17 protein-coding genes are annotated in these 19,366 nt (G+C 29.5%); 1 reads left to right on the top strand and 16 read right to left on the bottom strand.

Annotated elements, in window-relative coordinates; translation table 11 throughout:
- Positions 1 to 157: 157 nt before the first annotated feature.
- A complete protein-coding gene (locus KPL44_RS06260) occupies positions 158 to 868 on the bottom strand; it encodes a pseudouridine synthase (RefSeq protein ID WP_216248032.1) in 711 nt (236 codons plus the stop codon).
- 395 nt (positions 869 to 1,263) lie between these two features.
- On the opposite strand from KPL44_RS06260, the gene KPL44_RS06255 reads away from it, so the two are divergent.
- Positions 1,264 to 2,364 (top strand): iron-containing alcohol dehydrogenase family protein, encoded by a 1,101-nt coding sequence (locus KPL44_RS06255; protein WP_216248031.1) that lies wholly within the window; start codon positions 1,264 to 1,266, stop codon positions 2,362 to 2,364.
- Positions 2,365 to 2,453: 89 nt separating this feature from the next.
- On the opposite strand, the gene msrA is transcribed toward KPL44_RS06255, so the two are convergent.
- The 15 genes from msrA to KPL44_RS06180 all read right to left on the bottom strand — a co-directional run bounded on the left by msrA (position 2,454) and on the right by KPL44_RS06180 (position 19,296).
- Complete coding sequence (gene msrA / locus KPL44_RS06250) at positions 2,454 to 2,933, bottom strand: peptide-methionine (S)-S-oxide reductase MsrA (protein ID WP_216248030.1); 480 nt, start codon at positions 2,931 to 2,933, stop codon at positions 2,454 to 2,456.
- Between the two features lie 65 nt (positions 2,934 to 2,998).
- Positions 2,999 to 3,328, bottom strand: a complete 330-nt coding sequence (locus KPL44_RS06245; RefSeq protein ID WP_071613189.1) for a single-stranded DNA-binding protein — start codon at positions 3,326 to 3,328, stop codon at positions 2,999 to 3,001.
- Positions 3,329 to 3,591: 263 nt separating this feature from the next.
- Positions 3,592 to 4,845, bottom strand: coding sequence for a UV DNA damage repair endonuclease UvsE (uvsE, locus tag KPL44_RS06240; RefSeq protein ID WP_216248029.1), 1,254 nt, complete (start codon positions 4,843 to 4,845; stop codon positions 3,592 to 3,594).
- Between the two features lie 263 nt (positions 4,846 to 5,108).
- Positions 5,109 to 6,086, bottom strand: coding sequence for a tyrosine-type recombinase/integrase (locus tag KPL44_RS06235; protein WP_216248028.1), 978 nt, complete (start codon positions 6,084 to 6,086; stop codon positions 5,109 to 5,111).
- 91 nt (positions 6,087 to 6,177) lie between these two features.
- Positions 6,178 to 6,438 carry an HPr family phosphocarrier protein gene (locus tag KPL44_RS06230; RefSeq protein WP_071613191.1) on the bottom strand — a complete coding sequence of 87 codons (261 nt, stop codon included), beginning with the start codon at positions 6,436 to 6,438 and terminating at the stop codon, positions 6,178 to 6,180.
- Between the two features lie 109 nt (positions 6,439 to 6,547).
- On the bottom strand, positions 6,548 to 7,738 hold the full coding sequence (locus tag KPL44_RS06225) for a pyridoxal phosphate-dependent aminotransferase (RefSeq protein ID WP_216248027.1): 1,191 nt from the start codon (positions 7,736 to 7,738) through the stop codon (positions 6,548 to 6,550).
- A gap of 241 nt (positions 7,739 to 7,979) precedes the next feature.
- On the bottom strand, positions 7,980 to 9,536 hold the full coding sequence (gene rny / locus KPL44_RS06220) for a ribonuclease Y (RefSeq protein ID WP_216248026.1): 1,557 nt from the start codon (positions 9,534 to 9,536) through the stop codon (positions 7,980 to 7,982).
- A 331-nt stretch (positions 9,537 to 9,867) separates the two neighbouring features.
- Positions 9,868 to 10,923, bottom strand: coding sequence for a recombinase RecA (recA, locus tag KPL44_RS06215; RefSeq protein WP_216248025.1), 1,056 nt, complete (start codon positions 10,921 to 10,923; stop codon positions 9,868 to 9,870).
- A gap of 166 nt (positions 10,924 to 11,089) precedes the next feature.
- Positions 11,090 to 11,665 (bottom strand): CDP-diacylglycerol--glycerol-3-phosphate 3-phosphatidyltransferase, encoded by a 576-nt coding sequence (gene pgsA, locus KPL44_RS06210; protein WP_216248024.1) that lies wholly within the window; start codon positions 11,663 to 11,665, stop codon positions 11,090 to 11,092.
- Complete coding sequence (gene rimO / locus KPL44_RS06205) at positions 11,649 to 12,986, bottom strand: 30S ribosomal protein S12 methylthiotransferase RimO (protein WP_216248023.1); 1,338 nt, start codon at positions 12,984 to 12,986, stop codon at positions 11,649 to 11,651. The genes pgsA and rimO overlap by 17 nt, the downstream gene beginning before the upstream one ends.
- A 188-nt stretch (positions 12,987 to 13,174) precedes the next feature.
- A complete protein-coding gene (locus tag KPL44_RS06200) occupies positions 13,175 to 15,475 on the bottom strand; it encodes an FtsK/SpoIIIE family DNA translocase (RefSeq protein WP_216248022.1) in 2,301 nt (766 codons plus the stop codon).
- Positions 15,476 to 15,669: 194 nt separating this feature from the next.
- Complete coding sequence (locus tag KPL44_RS06195) at positions 15,670 to 16,353, bottom strand: ClpP family protease (protein WP_375539383.1); 684 nt, start codon at positions 16,351 to 16,353, stop codon at positions 15,670 to 15,672.
- Positions 16,354 to 16,409: 56 nt separating this feature from the next.
- Positions 16,410 to 17,600 (bottom strand): aspartate kinase, encoded by a 1,191-nt coding sequence (gene dapG, locus KPL44_RS06190; protein ID WP_216248021.1) that lies wholly within the window; start codon positions 17,598 to 17,600, stop codon positions 16,410 to 16,412.
- A 61-nt stretch (positions 17,601 to 17,661) separates the two neighbouring features.
- Complete coding sequence (locus KPL44_RS06185) at positions 17,662 to 17,937, bottom strand: YlmC/YmxH family sporulation protein (protein ID WP_216248020.1); 276 nt, start codon at positions 17,935 to 17,937, stop codon at positions 17,662 to 17,664.
- A gap of 84 nt (positions 17,938 to 18,021) precedes the next feature.
- Positions 18,022 to 19,296 carry a M16 family metallopeptidase gene (locus tag KPL44_RS06180; RefSeq protein WP_216248019.1) on the bottom strand — a complete coding sequence of 425 codons (1,275 nt, stop codon included), beginning with the start codon at positions 19,294 to 19,296 and terminating at the stop codon, positions 18,022 to 18,024.
- Positions 19,297 to 19,366 lie beyond the last annotated feature (70 nt).

The following is a 19,366-nucleotide window of genomic DNA, read 5'->3' as shown; positions in this document are numbered from 1 at the left end:
CCTTCCTATATTAATCCAAATAAATGAAATAAAAATTTCAAAAGATAATAAAATGAATTTTTTATTTCATTTTATCATCTTTTGAAGATATTTTCAACGAATTATTCATTTGTATAATATTTTATTATTTACATACATCATATAATAAATCCTCAAGTTATAAATTCTTCAAATAATTTATTTCATCAAAAGTTAAATTTCTCCATTCTCCCTTCTCCATATTTCCGAGCAAAATATTACCAACAGAAATTCTTTTTAATGCAACAACTGGATGACCTATAACCTCACACATTTTTCTGATTTGACGGTTCTTACCCTCATGTATTGTAATTGTAGCCCTACAATTAAATCCGATTCTTTTAGTAATTTCAAAACCGGCCTTAGCAGTAATATATCCATCAATATCCACTCCATTACAGAATGTAGCTATTTCTTCCTCATTTGGGCAGCCTTCAAGTATTGCCATATAGACTTTATTAATAGCCTGTCTTGGGTGAATCACCTTATTATAGATATCTCCATCATTAGTCAAAATAATTAATCCACATGTATCATAATCTAAACGACCTATAGGATATATTCTTTCTTTTGTCTTTACTAAATCTAAAATAGTCTCTCTGCCTTTCTCATCTTTTACAGTAGATACTATCCCTTCTGGTTTATTTAATGCAATGTAAACTTTATTTTCTTCTATATTAATAATTTTATTATCTACCTCTACACTATCTTTTTCGGGGTCAATTTTATTTCCAAGCTCTGAAACTAACAAATTATTTACTTTTACTCTACCAGCAGTAATTATTTCTTCACACTTTCTTCGTGATGCAACACCACATCTTGCCATAAATTTTTGCAAACGTTCTTCCACTATAACACATCCTAATTTTATTTTTAGTTACTATATAAATATAAATTTTCTATTATAAAATTATTTATGTACTCTTTTATTAAATAATTTTAAGCCAATTTTATAATCTGTTACTAAATAAAAAACACGATTTAAAATTTAAATTGAAATATATATAAATAAGCCTTCATAAAGGATTATATAAGTATATTAATAAAAAATCAATTGCTGATAAATCATTTTTTATTTTACTTTTGTAATGGCGATAAAAGTTGTAATATATTTCCAAGGAAATATATCTATAAAAATATAAATTATAATAAACAAAAAAATATAAAATTAAGATCATAAAATATTTTAAGGTTCCTAATGTTATAATATATACAGAATGTAATATTATAAAAGGAGGATATATAATGAATTTTATTAATTACTACATGCCAACAAAAATAATATTAGATAAAGAAGTAATATTAAAGAACAGTAATCTATTTTCTTCTTATGGAAAAAAAGCTTTGATTGTAACCGGCAAGACCTCATCAATCAAAAACGGTTCATTAAAAGATATTACTAATGCATTAGAAAAAGAAGGCATTGTCTACGAGGTTTTTAATGATGTAGAAGAAAATCCATCTTTAGAAACTGTAGAGAAGATTGTAAAACTTGGAAGAACACAAAATTCCAACTTTATTATAGGTATTGGAGGAGGTTCTCCCATTGATTCTGCAAAAGCAGCTGGAGTGTTAATAAATAACGCCGATGCTACAATTCATAATTTATTTGATAGTCCAAACCTTAAATCTATACCTTTGATTGCAGTGCCTACAACAGCTGGAACAGGAACTGAAACAACACCATATGCTATTCTTACAGATAATAAACTAAAAACAAAACATGGCATATGTCAAAGAGTATTTCCCGATTACGCCATGTTAGACGTAAAATATTTAATGTCCTTACCAGAAAAAATAACTGTTAATACTTCTATAGATGCATTATCCCACTTAATAGAAGGTTATTTATCTTCTAAATCAAATACAGTGAGTGATGCACTAGCTGAAAAAGGTTTGAAATTATTTGGTGAATGTTTAAATATGATAAAAGAAAAAGATTTTACTTATGCTGTTCGAGAAAAATTAATGTTAGCCTCTACCATAGCTGGTATGGTAATTGCACAATCAGGCACATCTCTTCCACATGGAATGGGTTATGCTCTTACATATTTTCATAATATACCGCATGGAAAAGCAAACGGAGTTCTTTTAAAAGAATATTTGGAATTTTCCGAAAACAAACACAGAGTCAGAAAAATTCTATATTTATTAACTATAGAAAATTTAGATGAACTCGGTGCTTTTTTAAATGATATGCTTGGAAGCATAGATAATGTAAGTTATAAAGACATATGTTCCTATGCGGAAGACATGGCATTAAACAAAGATAAATTAAAAAATCATCCCACCCCTGTAGGAAAAGAAGATATACTAAAAATGTACAAGGACTCTTTAAATTTATAAATAGTTTTATTTATAAATAAAATGATAAACAAAACTATTAAAAACAAGGGAGTGTAGATTTTACACAACCTTGTTTTTATATTTTTGTACTAATCGGCATTTAAATCAATATGACAATATCCTCCCGGATTTTTTTGTAGATATTTTTGGTGATAATCTTCAGCATCATAAAAACAAGAAAGAGGTTGTATCTGAGTAACTATAACCTTCTCATATTTACTTTGAACTTTATCTTTTGTGCTTAATATAATATCTAAATCACTTTTATCAGAGTAATAAATACCACTTCTGTACTGACTACCTACATCAGCTCCTTGCCTGTTAATAGCAGTAGGATCTATTATTCCCCAAAACTTATTTAATATTTTTTCGAGTGATACCAACTTTTCATCATAACTTATTAAGCAAGCTTCTGCATGGCCAGTGTTTCCCATACAAACTTGATCATATGTAGGGTCCTTCTTTGTACCATTAGCATACCCCACCTTAGTTTCAACAATACCGTCTATTTTTGACATATAAGCATCTACACCCCAAAAACATCCTCCAGCTACAACTATAGTTTTCATTAAAACACCTCACCTTTTTATTATTACTGTTTATAAATTATACCACAGTCATAATATTATGTAAGTTATACAATTTGCTGCTTATTATCTAAAAATTTAAAATCCTCAGCTACAACTTCTGTACTATATCGTTTATTTCCATCTTTATCTACATAACTACTACTTGAAAGTCTCCCTGTTATAGCAATTCGACTCCCTTTTTTTAAATATTTACATAAAGTTTCTGCCAAACCACTCCATGCCACAATATTAATAAAATCAGCTTCTGCTTTCATATCTTTATGTTGTACCCTATTAATTGCCAATGTAAATCTAGTATAAAACCCTTTTCCTTCATTAAAACTTTTAAGTTCCAAATCTCTTGTTAATCTGCCAATGATTGATACAGTATTCATTATTTATCTCCTCTTTTCTTAATAATTTGCATTAGCTAATTAATTGACACTTAATATAATTTTATTTCTACTGTGTAATTAAATAACGTTTTAAGATTATTGACAATAAAAATAGTTTCTATACAAACAAATGTTCTTTTATTTTTTTATATGTTTTGATCTTTATAGATTACTTATAAGTTATAAATTTAGTTTAATAAAACTATACCCCTTAACTAAAAAAAACATATGTAACCACATGTTTTTTTAATAATATAGAAATTTTAGTAATAAAAATAATATGAATTAAGAATATATTCAGCATTATATCTATCACATAGTTTTCTTAAATAAAGCTTCGCCTTCTCTTTATGCTGCATATCCAAAAGAAGTTTTGCAAAATGAACTTTTTCTTTGTCAGTAACATCATCTTTAACATACCCCCAAACATGCTCTGCAGTATTTATAAAGCTTCCATCTTCTACATCAATGTTTATTACTTCATCAATATACTCGTAAAATTCCTTAAGACTACATTTTTCTTTTACCATTTTGCTACATTCTTTATAATACTTATAATTTCTCTCCATCAAAACATATTTATATTTTGCCCATTGTTTTTCCATAATTGTAGAAATCAATTTCTTATTTATATTATTTATGTTATTAATTATGATATTACATTTTATAGCCGAAACATCTTTATCTTTCACCTCTAGCATAATATCAGGATTAAACTCTTTTACTTCATCATAGTATTCTAAAAATGCTTTCACCATTATAGTATTTGAATGTGCTCCTACCTGTTTTTGTGAATTTTGCTGACTATAATGAACTTTTACATTACCATCTTTCTCTTTCCATGTTTTTATTACTTTATTCATTATTTCTTTTATAGACTCATCTTTTTGATGGTTACACTCATGATGAAGGTTATCGAATATAACTGGTATACCGATTTTACTGCTCACATAAAGAACATCTTCAATATTAAATATTTTTCCATCATTTTCAATTACAAGTCTATTTTTAACAGAAGATGATAATCTTTTAAAATTCTCAATAAATCTGTTCACAGCTGCATTTTTATCGCCATACCCTCCACCTATATGAAGTATTATTTTATTACTTGAATTCAGACCTAATGAATCTAAAAATTTACTATGATATTCCAAATCTTTAATTGCATTTTCTACAATATCATCTTTCAAAGCGTTGAGCACTGTATATTGTCCTGGATGCATTGAAACTCTCATACCACAATTCTTTACAAATTCGCCTATTTCATTTAATTCATTTTTGAAATAATTGTACCATTCAATTTCATTAATACTATGACTTCCAAGTGGAACTATATCTGAGCTTATTCTAAATAGTTTTATATTAAGTTTCTCATTGTTTTCCAGAATTTTTTTTAACCCTATTATATTTTGTTTTACCACATCTAAAAAAATGTCTTTTGAAAATTTCTTTAGTGTAAGTCCTCTTGATGTTCTTTCATTTATTGTTAATGGTATACATGCATATCCTATTTTCATATTTTCTTATACTCCTATTTTCTTATACTTACAATTTTTTCAATTTATATTAAATCGCACAAAATTCCACATTTAAATGGTTTATAATTTAGTATTATAACGAAATTTAGCTTTTATATGCATGCTTAGCTCCTATTGCACATTTAAACCACATCTACGCTTTCTTTAAAGTGAAAAACTAAGCTAAAGGTGTAAACGGAAGCCTAATGTCTTTTCTGCTTGTACAAGGTTATTAGTAGATATATTTAGTTCCATTATAATAATTAAAATATATCTATTAAATCTCCAGCATTATTTTTCAATTTTTCTACTGAATGAATATACCTATTAGTAGTTGCCAAATTTTTGTGTGCCGCAAAATCTCTAACTTTTTCTACTGTAGCCCCTGCAAGTATTGCGAGTGTTATTGCTGTATGTCTAGTAGAATGAACCCGTAAATCTTTATCTATACCTGCATTTTTACACACTTTTTTTATCATATAATTTAAGGTGCTTGCATTTAACTTTTCATTATTCTTCCCATTTGTCGAATGACCAATAAATAAATATTCCTCACCACTAGTTACCTTATTTCTCTTTGTCAACTTAATATATTCATTAATCATAGTAAGAACATTTTGTTGTAGTTTCACTATATCTTCTTTACCGCCTTTTCTTCTCACCTTTACTACATTATAACCTGTGTATGTAGTAACATGTTTTATTTTAATATTTATAATTTCAGATTTTCTTAGTGCAGTAGTCAACGCAAGCACTAATATTGTTTTATTCCTATGTCCTAATATAGTGGATGTATCTATACTGCTTAATAAAATTTTGCACTCTTCTTTTGTTAAAAATTCAGTTTCTTTATTATTTATCACTGGTTTCTCTTCCTTGAGATTTCCAAATGGATTATATTCTATTATATGAATACCTGTAGAATTATCTTGGTACTTTAATAACCACTTATACAAAGCGCTTAATGATGATACTTTCCTATTTATAGTTGCAGATGACATGTTTTTATCCATCAATTCCATAATGAAATTTTGCGTATGTAATATATTTACTTTTTTAATATCATCTATGCTAATATCAGAAATAGAACTCACACAGAAAAAGTCTTTTATATCCCGTTCATAACTTTTAGATGTATAGATACTTTTTCTAGATTTAATCTCAAGAAAATATCTTATAAAATTTTTATTATCTAATATTAAATCTGAATTATAATTAAATCCAATAATTTCATTTTGCATAAATATTCTCCTTTAATGCTTTAACTTTTCTATAAATTTTAAAAAGCTGCAAACAGTACGTTAGCAGCTTTTTAAAATTTATAGGTCTTAATTATTCTTCTAAAGAGTTGATTAATTTCACTATTTCTTCTAACGCTAATTTTTCATCAACACCATTTGCAATAACGTTTACAGCCACATTGGATCCAACACCTAATGATAAAATACCTATCAAACTTTTAATATTGGCTTTTTTACCCATAAATTCTATACCTATATCTGACTTGAAAGAAGCTGCTTTTCTTACTAACAATGTAGCTGGCCTAGCATGCAATCCTTTAGGATTATTAACTATAACTTCCTTTGTTATCAATTTACTTCACCTCAATATCTTATTATTAGTATGAACTAATGTAAAACTCTTTACATTAGTTCATACCACCATACCATCATAATATCATTAATAAGTATGTAAATCAATTTTAAATATTACTAACAAAACTTTCTATCCTATTAAGTCCTTGCTTTATATTTTCCATGGAAGTTGCATATGATAGTCTAATAAAATTCTCTGCTCCGAATGCTATGCCCGGTATAACTGCAACCTTTTCCTTTTCAAGTAGAAGCTTTGAAAAAGAAATTGAATCCTTTATCATTTTTCCATCAATTAATTTATTTAATATGCTACTTATATTCACCATAACATAAAAAGCACCTTCAGGTTCTATGCAAGATAAATTGTTAATACTATTTATTCTTTCTACCATATAATTTCTTCGTAATTTAAATTGTTTTATCATACTATGTACATCATCCTGTTCCCCGCTTAAAGCTTCAACTGATGCATATTGAGCAATTGAATTTGGGTTAGAAGTGGTATGACTTTGTATGTTTGACATTAATGCTATGATTTCTTTACTACCAGCTGCATACCCTATTCTCCATCCTGTCATAGCATAAGCCTTAGAAAGACCATTAATTACTATGGTTCTTAAATAAGCATCTTCGGAAAGGCTTGCTATACTAATATGATCATTAGTTGCATATAATAGTTTCTCATAGATTTCATCTGATATTATTATTAAGTTATTTATTTTTGCAAACTCAGCAATATCTATAAGTTCTTCTCTTGAATACACTGTTCCTGTAGGATTATTCGGGCTATTTAATATTATTGCTTTAGATTTAGAAGTTATCGCTCTATTAAGATTTGTGATTGTTAACTTAAATTTATTACTTTCTTCTGTTTCGACAAAAACAGGTACACCATCCGCGAGTTTAACTAATTCTGGATAACTAACCCAATATGGAGCTCCAATTATAACTTCGTCTCCTGGGTTTAATATAGCTTGCAAAACATTAGCTAAGCATTGTTTTGCTCCAGTTGAAACTATAATTTGATCCGTTATGTAATTTAAACTGTTATCTTTCTTAAGCTTTTTAATTATTGCCTGCTTTAGTTCAATAATACCAGATGCCGCCGTATATTTTGTCATTCCTTCGTTTATTGCTTTTATAGCTGCTTCTCTAATATTCTTTGGTGTATTAAAATCAGGTTCACCGGCACCAAACCCTATTACATCAATACCATCAGCCTTCATTTTTTTTGCTTTCGCAGTTATATCTAATGTTAAAGATGTTGATATTTTACCAGCTTTTTTAGATAATACCATTTTTTTACCCCCGATATCTATATTAATTGTATGTTTTATATTAACACAATTTTGCTTCCTTAAATAGACTACATAACTCGTATTGTACTAATATATCATTATTTTTTTATGATGTAAATGGAATAAATTATTAATAATTACAAGTTTACCCATGTGATATGTAGTTAATACTTTGCGCAAAAAAATCCTCTTAAGATTTAGAAATATTCTAGATTTCAAGAGGATTTATTATTATATGTTTTTATTTAGCATAATCAATAGCTCGTGTTTCACGAATAACATTCACCTTAATCTGCCCTGGATATTCAAGTTCATTTTCAATCCTTTTAACTAGATTTCTTGCCATTTCGACAGCACCAGCATCATCAATTACATCTGGTTTAATCATAATTCTTACTTCTCTTCCAGCTTGGATAGCATATGACTTCTCCACGCCCTCATAAGAATTTGCAATTTCTTCTAGTTTCTCTAATCTTTTAATGTATGCTTCTAAAGTTTCTCTTCTTGCGCCTGGTCTTGCAGCTGATATAGCATCTGCCGCTTGAACTAGTATCGCCTCGAGAGATTGTAACTCAACATCACCATGATGCGCTGCAATAGCGTTTACTACGATAGGCGACTCATGATGTTTTTTAGCGATTTCTGAACCTATAAGTGCATGTGGTCCTTCAACTTCATGATCCACAGCCTTACCTATATCATGAAGTAACCCACATCTTTTAGCAAGTGTTGGATCAATTCCAAGTTCTGAAGCCATAAGTCCCGCTAAGTATGAAACTTCTATTGAATGCTTTAATACATTCTGACCATAACTAGTTCTGTATTTTAGTCTTCCAAGCAACCTAATAATCTCCGAATGAAGCCCATGAACTCCCGTTTCGAAAGTTGCTTGTTCTCCCTCTTCTCTTATATCGCTATCAACTTCTTTTTTTGCTTTTTCTACCATTTCTTCAATCCTTGCAGGATGAATTCTTCCATCCACTATTAGCTTCTCAAGTGCAATTCTTGCAACTTCTCGTCTAATCGGATCAAATGCGGAAAGAATTACTGCTTCAGGAGTATCATCTATTATTAAATCTACGCCAGTAAGTGTTTCTAGCGTTCGAATATTTCTACCCTCTCTGCCTATTATTCTTCCCTTCATCTCATCATTTGGAAGAGAAACCACATGAACTGTTGTTTCTGCAACATGATCAGCAGCACATCTTTGAATAGCATAAGTAATAATTTCTCTTGCCCTTTTATCTGCTTCTTCTTTAGCTTTAGTTTCAATTTCTTTTATCATAATTGCAGCATCATGTTTAATTTCTTTCTTTATTTCTTCTAACAATACTTGTTTTGCTTCATCAGATGTTAATCCTGATAGTCTTTCTAATTCTCCCCTTTGTTTTGTGTATAAATCTTGTACACTTGCTTCTACAGTCTCAATCTCTTGTTGCTTTTTATTAAGATTTTCTTCTTTTCTCTCTAGCACATCACCTTTTTTATCTAAAGATTCTTCTCTTTGGATATTTCTTCTTTCTAACCTTTGAACTTCATTACGTCTTTCTCTTGATTCTTTTTCTAAATCAGTTCTAAGTCTGTGAACTTCTTCCTTTGCCTCTAAAATAGCTTCTTTCTTTCTTGTCTCAGCTTCTTTCGAGCTATCATCAAGAATTTTTTTAGCTTCTTTTTCAGCCTCAGAAATATTTGCTTGAGATTTATTTTTTCTAGTATAAATTACAACAAAAACAACTAACGAAACAACAATCAAAATAGCACAAACTACTATGAAAATTGGTAAACCTTTAGCATTCATCGATTATCAACACCTCCCTTGCTTATTTCAAATCTATTTAAGAGTAAATATGAAAGCTAGAAAAGGTGCTATATTTATTTAGTTGGTAGCAATTAAAATATGCAAACCAGTATTTGTATTTATTTTATATTACTTTTCAATTAATGTCAAGATTATAAGAATTAAATAATCTATTTATATGAATTAAATAATCTATTTATCGTTATATATCCAGTACTATAATAATATTCTTTAGTTATATGTATTACTTATAGATTTAACTAAAATCATATAAAATTAATAAACAAATACTTAATAATTGATTAAAGAAAAAAGCAAGTATAAACTTGCTTTATGCTTCCTTCTTACTAGCTTCCTTTTTAGTTACTTCTTTTTTATTAATTTCTGGATTATTGTATAATGGCAAATTGTGTTTTGCTCTTATTTTGTTTTCTATTTCTAGCATAACAAGGGGATTCTCTGCGAAATATTGTTTTGAATTTTCTCTTCCCTGTCCAAGACGTATATCTCCATAGGAAAACCATGCCCCGCTTTTTTGTACAATTTCTTCCGTAACACCTATATCTAGGACATCACCCTCACGAGATATGCCATGACCATACATAATATCGAATTCAACTTTCTTAAATGGAGGAGCTACTTTGTTCTTAACAATTTTTATTCTTGTTCGATTCCCCATAAATTCGTCACCTTGTTTAATTGTATCTATTTTTCTAATATCTATTCTAACAGATGCATAAAACTTAAGTGCTCGACCACCAGGAGTTACTTCTGGGCTACCAAACATTACTCCAACTTTTTCTCTTAATTGATTTATAAATACAAGAACACATTGAGACTTATTTATGGAACCTGCAAGTTTTCTTAAAGCTTGAGACATAAGTCTTGCTTGAAGTCCTATATGAGAGTCTCCCATCTCGCCTTCAATTTCAGCTTTAGGTACTAATGCTGCTACTGAATCCACAACAATAACATCAATAGCTCCAGAACGTACTAGCGCCTCTGTAATCTCCAAAGCCTGTTCACCAGTATCTGGTTGTGAGACTATTAAATTTTCTATATCTATTCCTAATGCCTTAGCATATTCGGGATCTAATGCATTCTCTGCATCTATAAATGCAGCTGTTCCGCCATTTTTTTGAGCTTCTGCAACTATATGGAGTGCAACTGTAGTTTTACCTGAAGATTCCGGTCCAAAAACTTCAATCATTCTTCCTCTAGGTACTCCACCTATACCAAGTCCTATATCAAGTCCTAAACAGCCGGTAGAAATGGCCTCTATATTTAACTTACTATTTGCTCCAAGTTTCATTACAGAACCTTTTCCAAATTGTTTTTCTATTTGACCCATAGCAATTTCTAATGCTTTTAATTTTTCATTATTCATAAATTTCCCCTTTGGGTTCACCATCCTTTATTAACGAACATTTGTTCCATCGTAAGTATACACTATTTATTTTACATGGTCAACATGCATTGCGATATAATATTCCCAATTTTGTAACACTCTAGTAAGCACTTATTTTTATTATTAACAATCTTTAATAATTTAATCACTTATCAACTCTAATTGTACCCTTATTTTTTACAAAGTAATCAACACCTGATATTATTGTAATAATTACTGCCGCACCCATGAAAACATTGGTTAATACGTTCAATGTTTCTTTAACATTAACTATCATATTAATAGTTCTATTTCCATAAGATAAATTTATCAGAGCCGTAATTATAGCTACTATTTGAATAACAGTCTTTAGTTTTCCCCATTTACTAGCCGCAATCACTTTTCCATCAGCCGCCGCTATTGTTCTAAGCCCTGTAACTGCAAATTCTCTAGCAATTATAATCATAGCTACCCAACCATACACTATATGAAGTTCAACTAACGATACAAGCGCCGATGTTACTAATAACTTATCAGCAAGAGGGTCCATAAACTTTCCAAAATTAGTTATTTGATTTCTACTCCTTGCTATATACCCATCCAATTTATCAGTAAGAGAAGCTACAATAAAAATAATTGTAGCTAGTACACTTCCATAAGGTATACCTTTAGCTGCTATAAAAAGTAGAAATATAGGCACTAAAAAAATTCGTATCATTGTAAGTCTATTTGCAAGATTCATAGCACACAACTCCTATTAAATCATATTCTAAAGCTTTAGTAACTTTCACTTTAACAAATTCTCCCTTATCATAAACTTTATCAGATTCAAAGAAAATATTACCATCTACTTCTGGTGCCATTTCATAATTCCTTCCATAATAAGTTTCACCATTAAAACCTTCTACTAAAACTTTATAGATTTTTCCTATTTTTTTATTATTAATTTCTTTTGATATACTTTGTTGCAGGATCATTAATTCTTCTTCACGTTTAACTTTTATTTCCTCTGAAATTTGATTTTCCATTTCGCAGGCTTCAGTCCCCTCTTCCTTAGAATACTGAAAAACCCCTAGTTTATCAAACTTGGTTTCTTTAATAAATTGTTTTAACTCATCAAAATTTTCCTGAGTTTCTCCTGGAAATCCTACAATTAGAGTAGTTCTAAGTACTAATCCCTTAATATTCTTTCTCATCTTATTTATATTTTCTGTTATAATATTTTTTCGGCCTTTTCTTTTCATTAATTTAAGAATATCATCACTTATATGTTGGATTGGTATATCTACATATTTGCAAACTTTATCATTTAAAGCTATTTCATTAATTATTTCATCTGTGATTTCTTCTGCATAACAATAAAGTACTCTAATCCATTCAATTGTGCTTATTTCAGAAATTTTGCTAATCAGTGTGTGTAAGTTTTTTTCACCATAAAGGTCAATTCCATATCTGGTTGTATCTTGAGCCACCAATATAATTTCTTTACATCCATGTTCACTTAATTCCTTTACCTCTTGTATTATATTTTCCATCTTTCTACTTCTATATCTTCCTCTAATATTGGGTATTGCGCAATATGTACAAGCATTATCACACCCTTCTGAAATTCTAACATAAGCAGAATAGGTTTCTGTAGTTAATACTCTTTGTCCTTCATTGATGTTTTCATCACTATAACTACAATATTGTACTTTAATTTTCTTTAAAAGCACCTCTTCTATACTACTTAATAGCTTGTTATAATCGTTAACTCCGAGCATAATATCAAGTTCCGGCATAAGTTCAAGAAGTTCCGAGCCATAACGTTGAGTTAAGCACCCCGTTGCAATTAATACTGTGCACTTATACTTTTCCTTATATTCAGACATTTCTAGAATAGTGTCTATCGACTCTTGTTTTGAAGATTCTATGAATCCACATGTATTTACTAAAATTATATCTGCTAGTTTAGGATCATTTGTCATATTATATCTTTCACTTAAACTACCTATTATAATCTCACTATCAATTCTATTTTTATCACAACCTAAATTTATAACTCCAACTTTCAATTTTTCCATAAGTCAGCCTCCTTGTTTGTCTCTGCGGGTAAATTCCATTTATTAACTTTTTCTCGTTGTTTAGTTCTTAAAACAGATAATAACTATTAACCTATTATCCTTCTATATTTGTATACATAAATTATTGTAAATGTGATTTACAAATTAAACAAGAGTATTTACAATTATTCTTACAAAAATTTGTTTTATTAATTTTTAAGTTCAGCATTACTTACCAATATTTCCCTAGGTTTACTTCCATTTCTACCAGATATAATCCTACGTTCCTCCATTTGTTCTATAATTCTTGCTGCTCTATTATAACCTATTTTTAGCTTACGTTGCAATAATGAAGTAGATGCTTGACCATTTTCAACAACTATTCTAATTGCTTCATTTAATAATTCGTCAATGCCTTCATTATCATCTTTCTTTACTGAACTACTTTCTATTTCATCTATTATTTCTTTTTCATAATTCACCTGGGTCTTCTGGTCTTTTATAAAATTAACAACTCGCTCAACTTCTTCTTCTGATACAAAAGCTCCTTGTATTCTAATTGGTTTAGACTCTCCAGACGGATAAAAAAGCATATCTCCTTTACCAAGTAATTTTTCTGCACCAGCGGAATCTAAAATCGTTCTTGAATCTATTTGACTTGAAACCGCAAATGATATTCTTGAAGGTATATTAGCCTTTATCACGCCTGTAATAACATCGACCGAAGGCCTTTGTGTAGCAATTACTAAATGCATACCTGCCGCTCTCGCCATCTGTGCAAGCCTACCAATATACTCTTCTACATCATTTGCACAAACCGTCATTAAATCCGCTAACTCATCAATTATAATGACAATCCATGGTAATTTTTCTTCAAGAATGCCTTTATTAACTAATTCATTATATCCCTCAATACTTCGCACATTGTTTTCGGCAAAACTCTTATATCTTCTTGTCATTTCATTCACAGCCCAATTTAAAGCACCTGCTGATTTTTTCGGATCTGTTACAACTGGTATTAATAAATGAGGTATTCCATTGTAAATATTTAATTCAACAACCTTGGGGTCAATTAGTAATAACTTAACCTCCTCTGGGGAATATTTATAAAGTAAACTTATTATTAATGAATTTATGCAAACACTCTTTCCGGAGCCCGTAGCCCCCGCTACTAATAAATGTGGCATTTTTGTTAAGTCTGAAACAACACAATTACCACCTATGTCTTTTCCTAAACTAAAAGACAAATTTTTGTTTGTTTCTAAAAATTCATTAGACTCTATTACTTCTCTTAAGTACACTGCACTTAACTCTTTATTTGGTACTTCAATTCCTACAGCTGCCTTACCGGGTATTGGTGCTTCAATTCTTACACCCGATGAAGCTAAATTCAGTGCAATATCATCTGCTAAATTCACAATCTTGCTCACCTTAACCCCAGCATTGGGCTGAAGCTCGAACCTTGTCACTGAAGGTCCTTTGGTAACTTGAATAACCTTTGCTTCAACTCCAAAGCTACTTAATGTCTCTTGCAATTTATTCGCATTATTAAGTAATTCTTTTTTATCATTTTTATTCATTTTAGAAGTAATATTTTCATTTAACAACTCTAAAGTAGGATATTCGTATTTGTAATTTGGCTTTATTTGCACACTATTTAATTGAATTTCTTGTTCAAGCTCTTGCTTTATAGAATTATCTATGTGCTTTACTTTTGTGCCCCTTGTATTATCACTCTTATTAATATTAGAAGCTTCATCTTCATTTGGTACTTGCTCTTCAGTTTCAATATCATTTGATTTTATAAAATCAATTATTTTAATTTTATTGCTAATATCTTTAATAAATTTGTTTTTTCCTCCACTTGAAACTGCTAACTCTTCTTGACTATCATTGTTTTCTATATATAGCTCCTTACTATCATTTTTGTTAGTATCTCTTTTAGTAATGACTCTTTCCTTAAAATACATAAATACATCATTTAGCGATACGTTTAATATTATAATTAAACAAATTACATAAATCGCAATAAAAATTATATAACTTCCAGCAGCCCCAAATAGTGTGTACATTGGTACATCAATGGAATAACTAATAACACCCCCATGTAAAACACTTGATGATTTATATATTTTACTTATCCCAAGCAAAAAATCTTCTTTAATGTAGTACTCATCTAAAGTTAACATTTGTATAAATAGCAATGTGTTCATTATAGTAAGCATTATCCCGTAAAATTTTTTACTAAAATTTATCTTACCTTTCTTAACAATATCACAAAAACCTATAAATAATATCAAAAACGGAGAAAGATATGCACCTAACCCCAAAGTCGCAAAAAGTAGATGATTAATAAAATTACCAATCATACCTGATATTGAATTAGAATTTGAAAATATAGTTGAGAATATGCTTAATAACATTAATATGCCTATTGTTATTAATACAATTCCAAAAATTTCACTATCTACAATCTTAGAGCCTTTAGATTTAGTCTTTTTTCTGGCCAAAGTATCACCTCAAATTTTATTAGTTCTATCTTTATTATTTCTACAAACATTATAAATTACCTTTAACTTTAAATAGCTTTATAAATGTATTTTAAACTACTTCTATAAGAATTACCATTAGAATCTATTTGTTATAGTAAACAGTCAATAAAAACAGATATAAATAGGTCATTTAGACCTATTTATATCTGTTTTTATGCTTTATCTATCATTTCATTTAATTTTGATAAAGCTTCACTTATTCCACCAACTTCATCTATTAGTCCATTATCCACTGCTTGTTTTCCTATGAGTATAGTACCCATATCATTTAAAAGCTCATCGGTTTGAAGCATTAATCTATTTACCGTTTCCTTGTCAATCTTTGAGGTTCTAATAATAAATTCTGTGATTCTCTCTTGCATTTTATTAAAATACTCAAAAGTTTGAGGTACTCCTATGATTAAACCATTCATTCTTATAGGATGAATTATCATAGTTGCAGATGGAGAAATAAATGAATATTCAGCAGCTGTCGCTAGTGGTATGCCTATTGAATGCCCTCCACCGACTACAAGTGACACTGTTGGCTTACTTACGCTACGTATCATCTCTGCTATTGCAAGGCCTGCTTCCACATCTCCTCCTACAGTATTTAGGACTATAAGAATACCTTTTACTTTTTCATCCCTCTCCATAGCAATAAGTTCTGGAATAACATGTTCATACTTAGTAGCCTTTGTTTGAGGAGACAACATCATATGCCCTTCTATTTGTCCAATAATTGGTAAAACCTGGATTCTATCATCCTGAGTTGCAACATTAGTTGTTCCAAGTTCTTTGATACTTTCTACCTGATCATTATTCTTATCTTCATTGTTTTTTTGAGTTTTTAACATTTGCATTCCTCCTAATTCACTTTATTTTGTGCATTAAGAGAAACTATATACATTTTTTAACCTAATTTAAATTCTCTATGTAGTGCGATAATAGCTTTTTGGGCATCTCTTGTTTCTACAAGACACCATATTGTCATATGAGAATCCGCTGTTTGTAATACTTCAATTTTTTGTTTTGTTAACGCCTTAAGTATTCTCGCCATTACACCAGGTATACCTCTCATTTTTGAACCAATAATTGCAAGCTTACTACACTCCTTCACAAAAGAATAAGATACATTAAGTTCTTTTATTAAGTTGGTAAATTTAGTAAAGTCTTTTTCATCAATAGTAAATATTTTCTCTTTAGGAAAAACGTTAATAAGATCTATACTTATAAAGTTTTCAGCCAGAATATCAAAAAGATCATCATAGCTAGAACCTAAATTTTTAGTTACTTTTATTTGAACCCTATTATTCATATGTGTAATTCCTGTAATTATATTATTATCATCTTCACTTTCAAAATTTGAAATTACAGTTCCATCGCACTCGTTCATAGTATTTTTTATTACGAGTGGTATATTATATTTTTTACATATCTCCACTGCTCTTGGATGTATAACCTTTGCTCCTTGATCCGCAAATTGAAATATTTCATCATAACTTATTTTTTTTATTAAAGTTGCCTCAGAAACTATTCTTGGATCTGCTGTCATTATTCCATCTACATCAGTGTATATTCGGACCTCTACTGCTTTAAGCGCTGCGCCAAGCAGTGCAGCTGTAACATCACTTCCACCTCTACCAATGGTCGTAACATAGCCCTTGTCATCCATACCTTGAAATCCTGCAACTACAGGAACTTTTCCGCTTTTCAGAATACTTAATATTCTTTTTGTATCTACATTAAGTATCGCAGCATTTGTATAACTACTATCTGTAATTATACCTGCTTGTCCCCCAGTTAAAGGCACAGTATCAACTTTATTATTATTTAATTCATTACACATTATTACAGTGCTTATAATTTCACCACAACTCATTAGCAAATCTGTTGCTAATGGATTTGCACCTTTAAAATCATCGTCTATTTGTGATAACAGTGTATCGGTAGCATAAGGCTCACCTTTCCTTCCCATAGCAGATACCACTACCACGGGAAAATACCCCTTAGCCTTTGCATTTATCACTTTACTTGCTACAAGCTTTCTTTTTTCCTTAGTTGAAACAGATGTACCACCAAACTTTTGAACTAATATCTTCATTTCTGACCTCCTGGAATAATCATTTATCTAAACTGCAACATTAACAACTTCTGAAATATCGTTAAACATGAGATTTTTTTAATAATTCATTATCAACATCAATAATTATAGTTCTAGACCCTATTTTTTTAACATATTCCCAAGGAACTTCAATAATATCGTTATTTCGAAAAAAGCTAAACTTAGAACTGCCATCATTTATAATTAAGAATTTTAAAAAGCCATTCTCATCAACAACTACATCATTACTACCTAAATTGCTATATTTATCACCATCATTAATATTTATGATTTCATATCTTTCCATTTCACTATATAGTTTTACATTGTCTTCCATACAAACATCTCCTTAACTCTTCTCATAAAATACTATGGATTATATTAAGGAGATATGCCTTATTTTTATATTTTATCAAATGATTTACTTGTCCACTGAAATAACATTACCATCAAAAACCTTTTTAAGCATTTCATTTTCTCTTCCTACATATGACGAATTTATTATACCTATTTTAAAGGTTTTTTCCATTACAGCATTTACTCTTATCATATCTATTTCATCTATTTTTTGTAATATTTCTTCAGGCGTATTTATTTTGTCCATAAACAGAGCTGATTTTCCATTACTAAACATTCTGCTACTTGTGCTTTCAAGTCCTAAAATATAGCTACCCTTTAACTGTTCCTTAGCTTTACTTAATTTTTCATTAGTGATTCCTAGTTTCGCAAAGTTACTAACTTCTTCTTTTATAACATCAATAGCAACTTGTGCATATTTTGGGTTAAGCCCAGCATAAATGCTTACAACTCCTGTATTTTTAAATGCTGATATATAACAATAGATAGAATAACATATCCCTAAATCTTCACGAACCTTTTGGAATAATAATGAAGACGCTCCACCTCCAAGTATATTGCTTAATAATATTAACGTATAAATATCATCTTCTCCAAGACCTACACCTGGAATTCCTAAACTTATATGAAGTTGTTCAATATCTTTTTTTCTAAAATAATGGTTATTAAATATTTTTGGGCTACTATATTTAGTAATCTGTTTATTTTTATAGCGCCATTTACCAAAATATTTTTCAACAAGACTTTCTATATTTTCCATATTAAATTTACCAGAAATAGATATTACTGAATTTTCTGGTATATAATACGAATCTATATAATCTACTATCATTTTTCTATTAAAAGAATTTACAGTATCTATTGTCCCTAAAATTGGTAACGAAATAGAATCTGATTCCCAAATTGCTTTTGTATGCAGGTCAGCTAAAACATCCTCTGGTGAATCCTCACTCATATTTATTTCCTCAACAATTACACCTTTTTCCTTTTCAATATCTTCTTCACAAAAAGTACTGTTGAATAACATATCCGAAATAATATCTAATGATAAATCAAGGTGAGTGTCTAATGCTTTTATATAAAAACATGTAGCTTCCCTACTTGTAAACGCATTTATTTGACCACCGACATCTTCAATGGTTTCAGCAATTTGTTTTGCAGTTCTAACTTTAGTTCCTTTAAAAAGCATATGTTCAATGAAATGTGATATTCCACTGTTAACTGTATTTTCATTTCTAGAGCCATTTTCCACCCATAAGCCTACACTTACAGAATTCACATATTCAATATTTTCAACTGCAATCCTTAAACCATTATCTAACTTAATCAAATTATACATATGCGCCTCTCCTTAGTGAGATTTTATATTTATTATGTGCATATTAGTGTTTTTTATTTAAAAAAATAAA

The organism is Clostridium sp. DSM 17811, from assembly GCF_018861905.1.
Classification (GTDB): domain Bacteria; phylum Bacillota; class Clostridia; order Clostridiales; family Clostridiaceae; genus Clostridium_AD; species Clostridium_AD frigoriphilum.
This window is presented reverse-complemented; position numbering and strand designations above follow the sequence as displayed.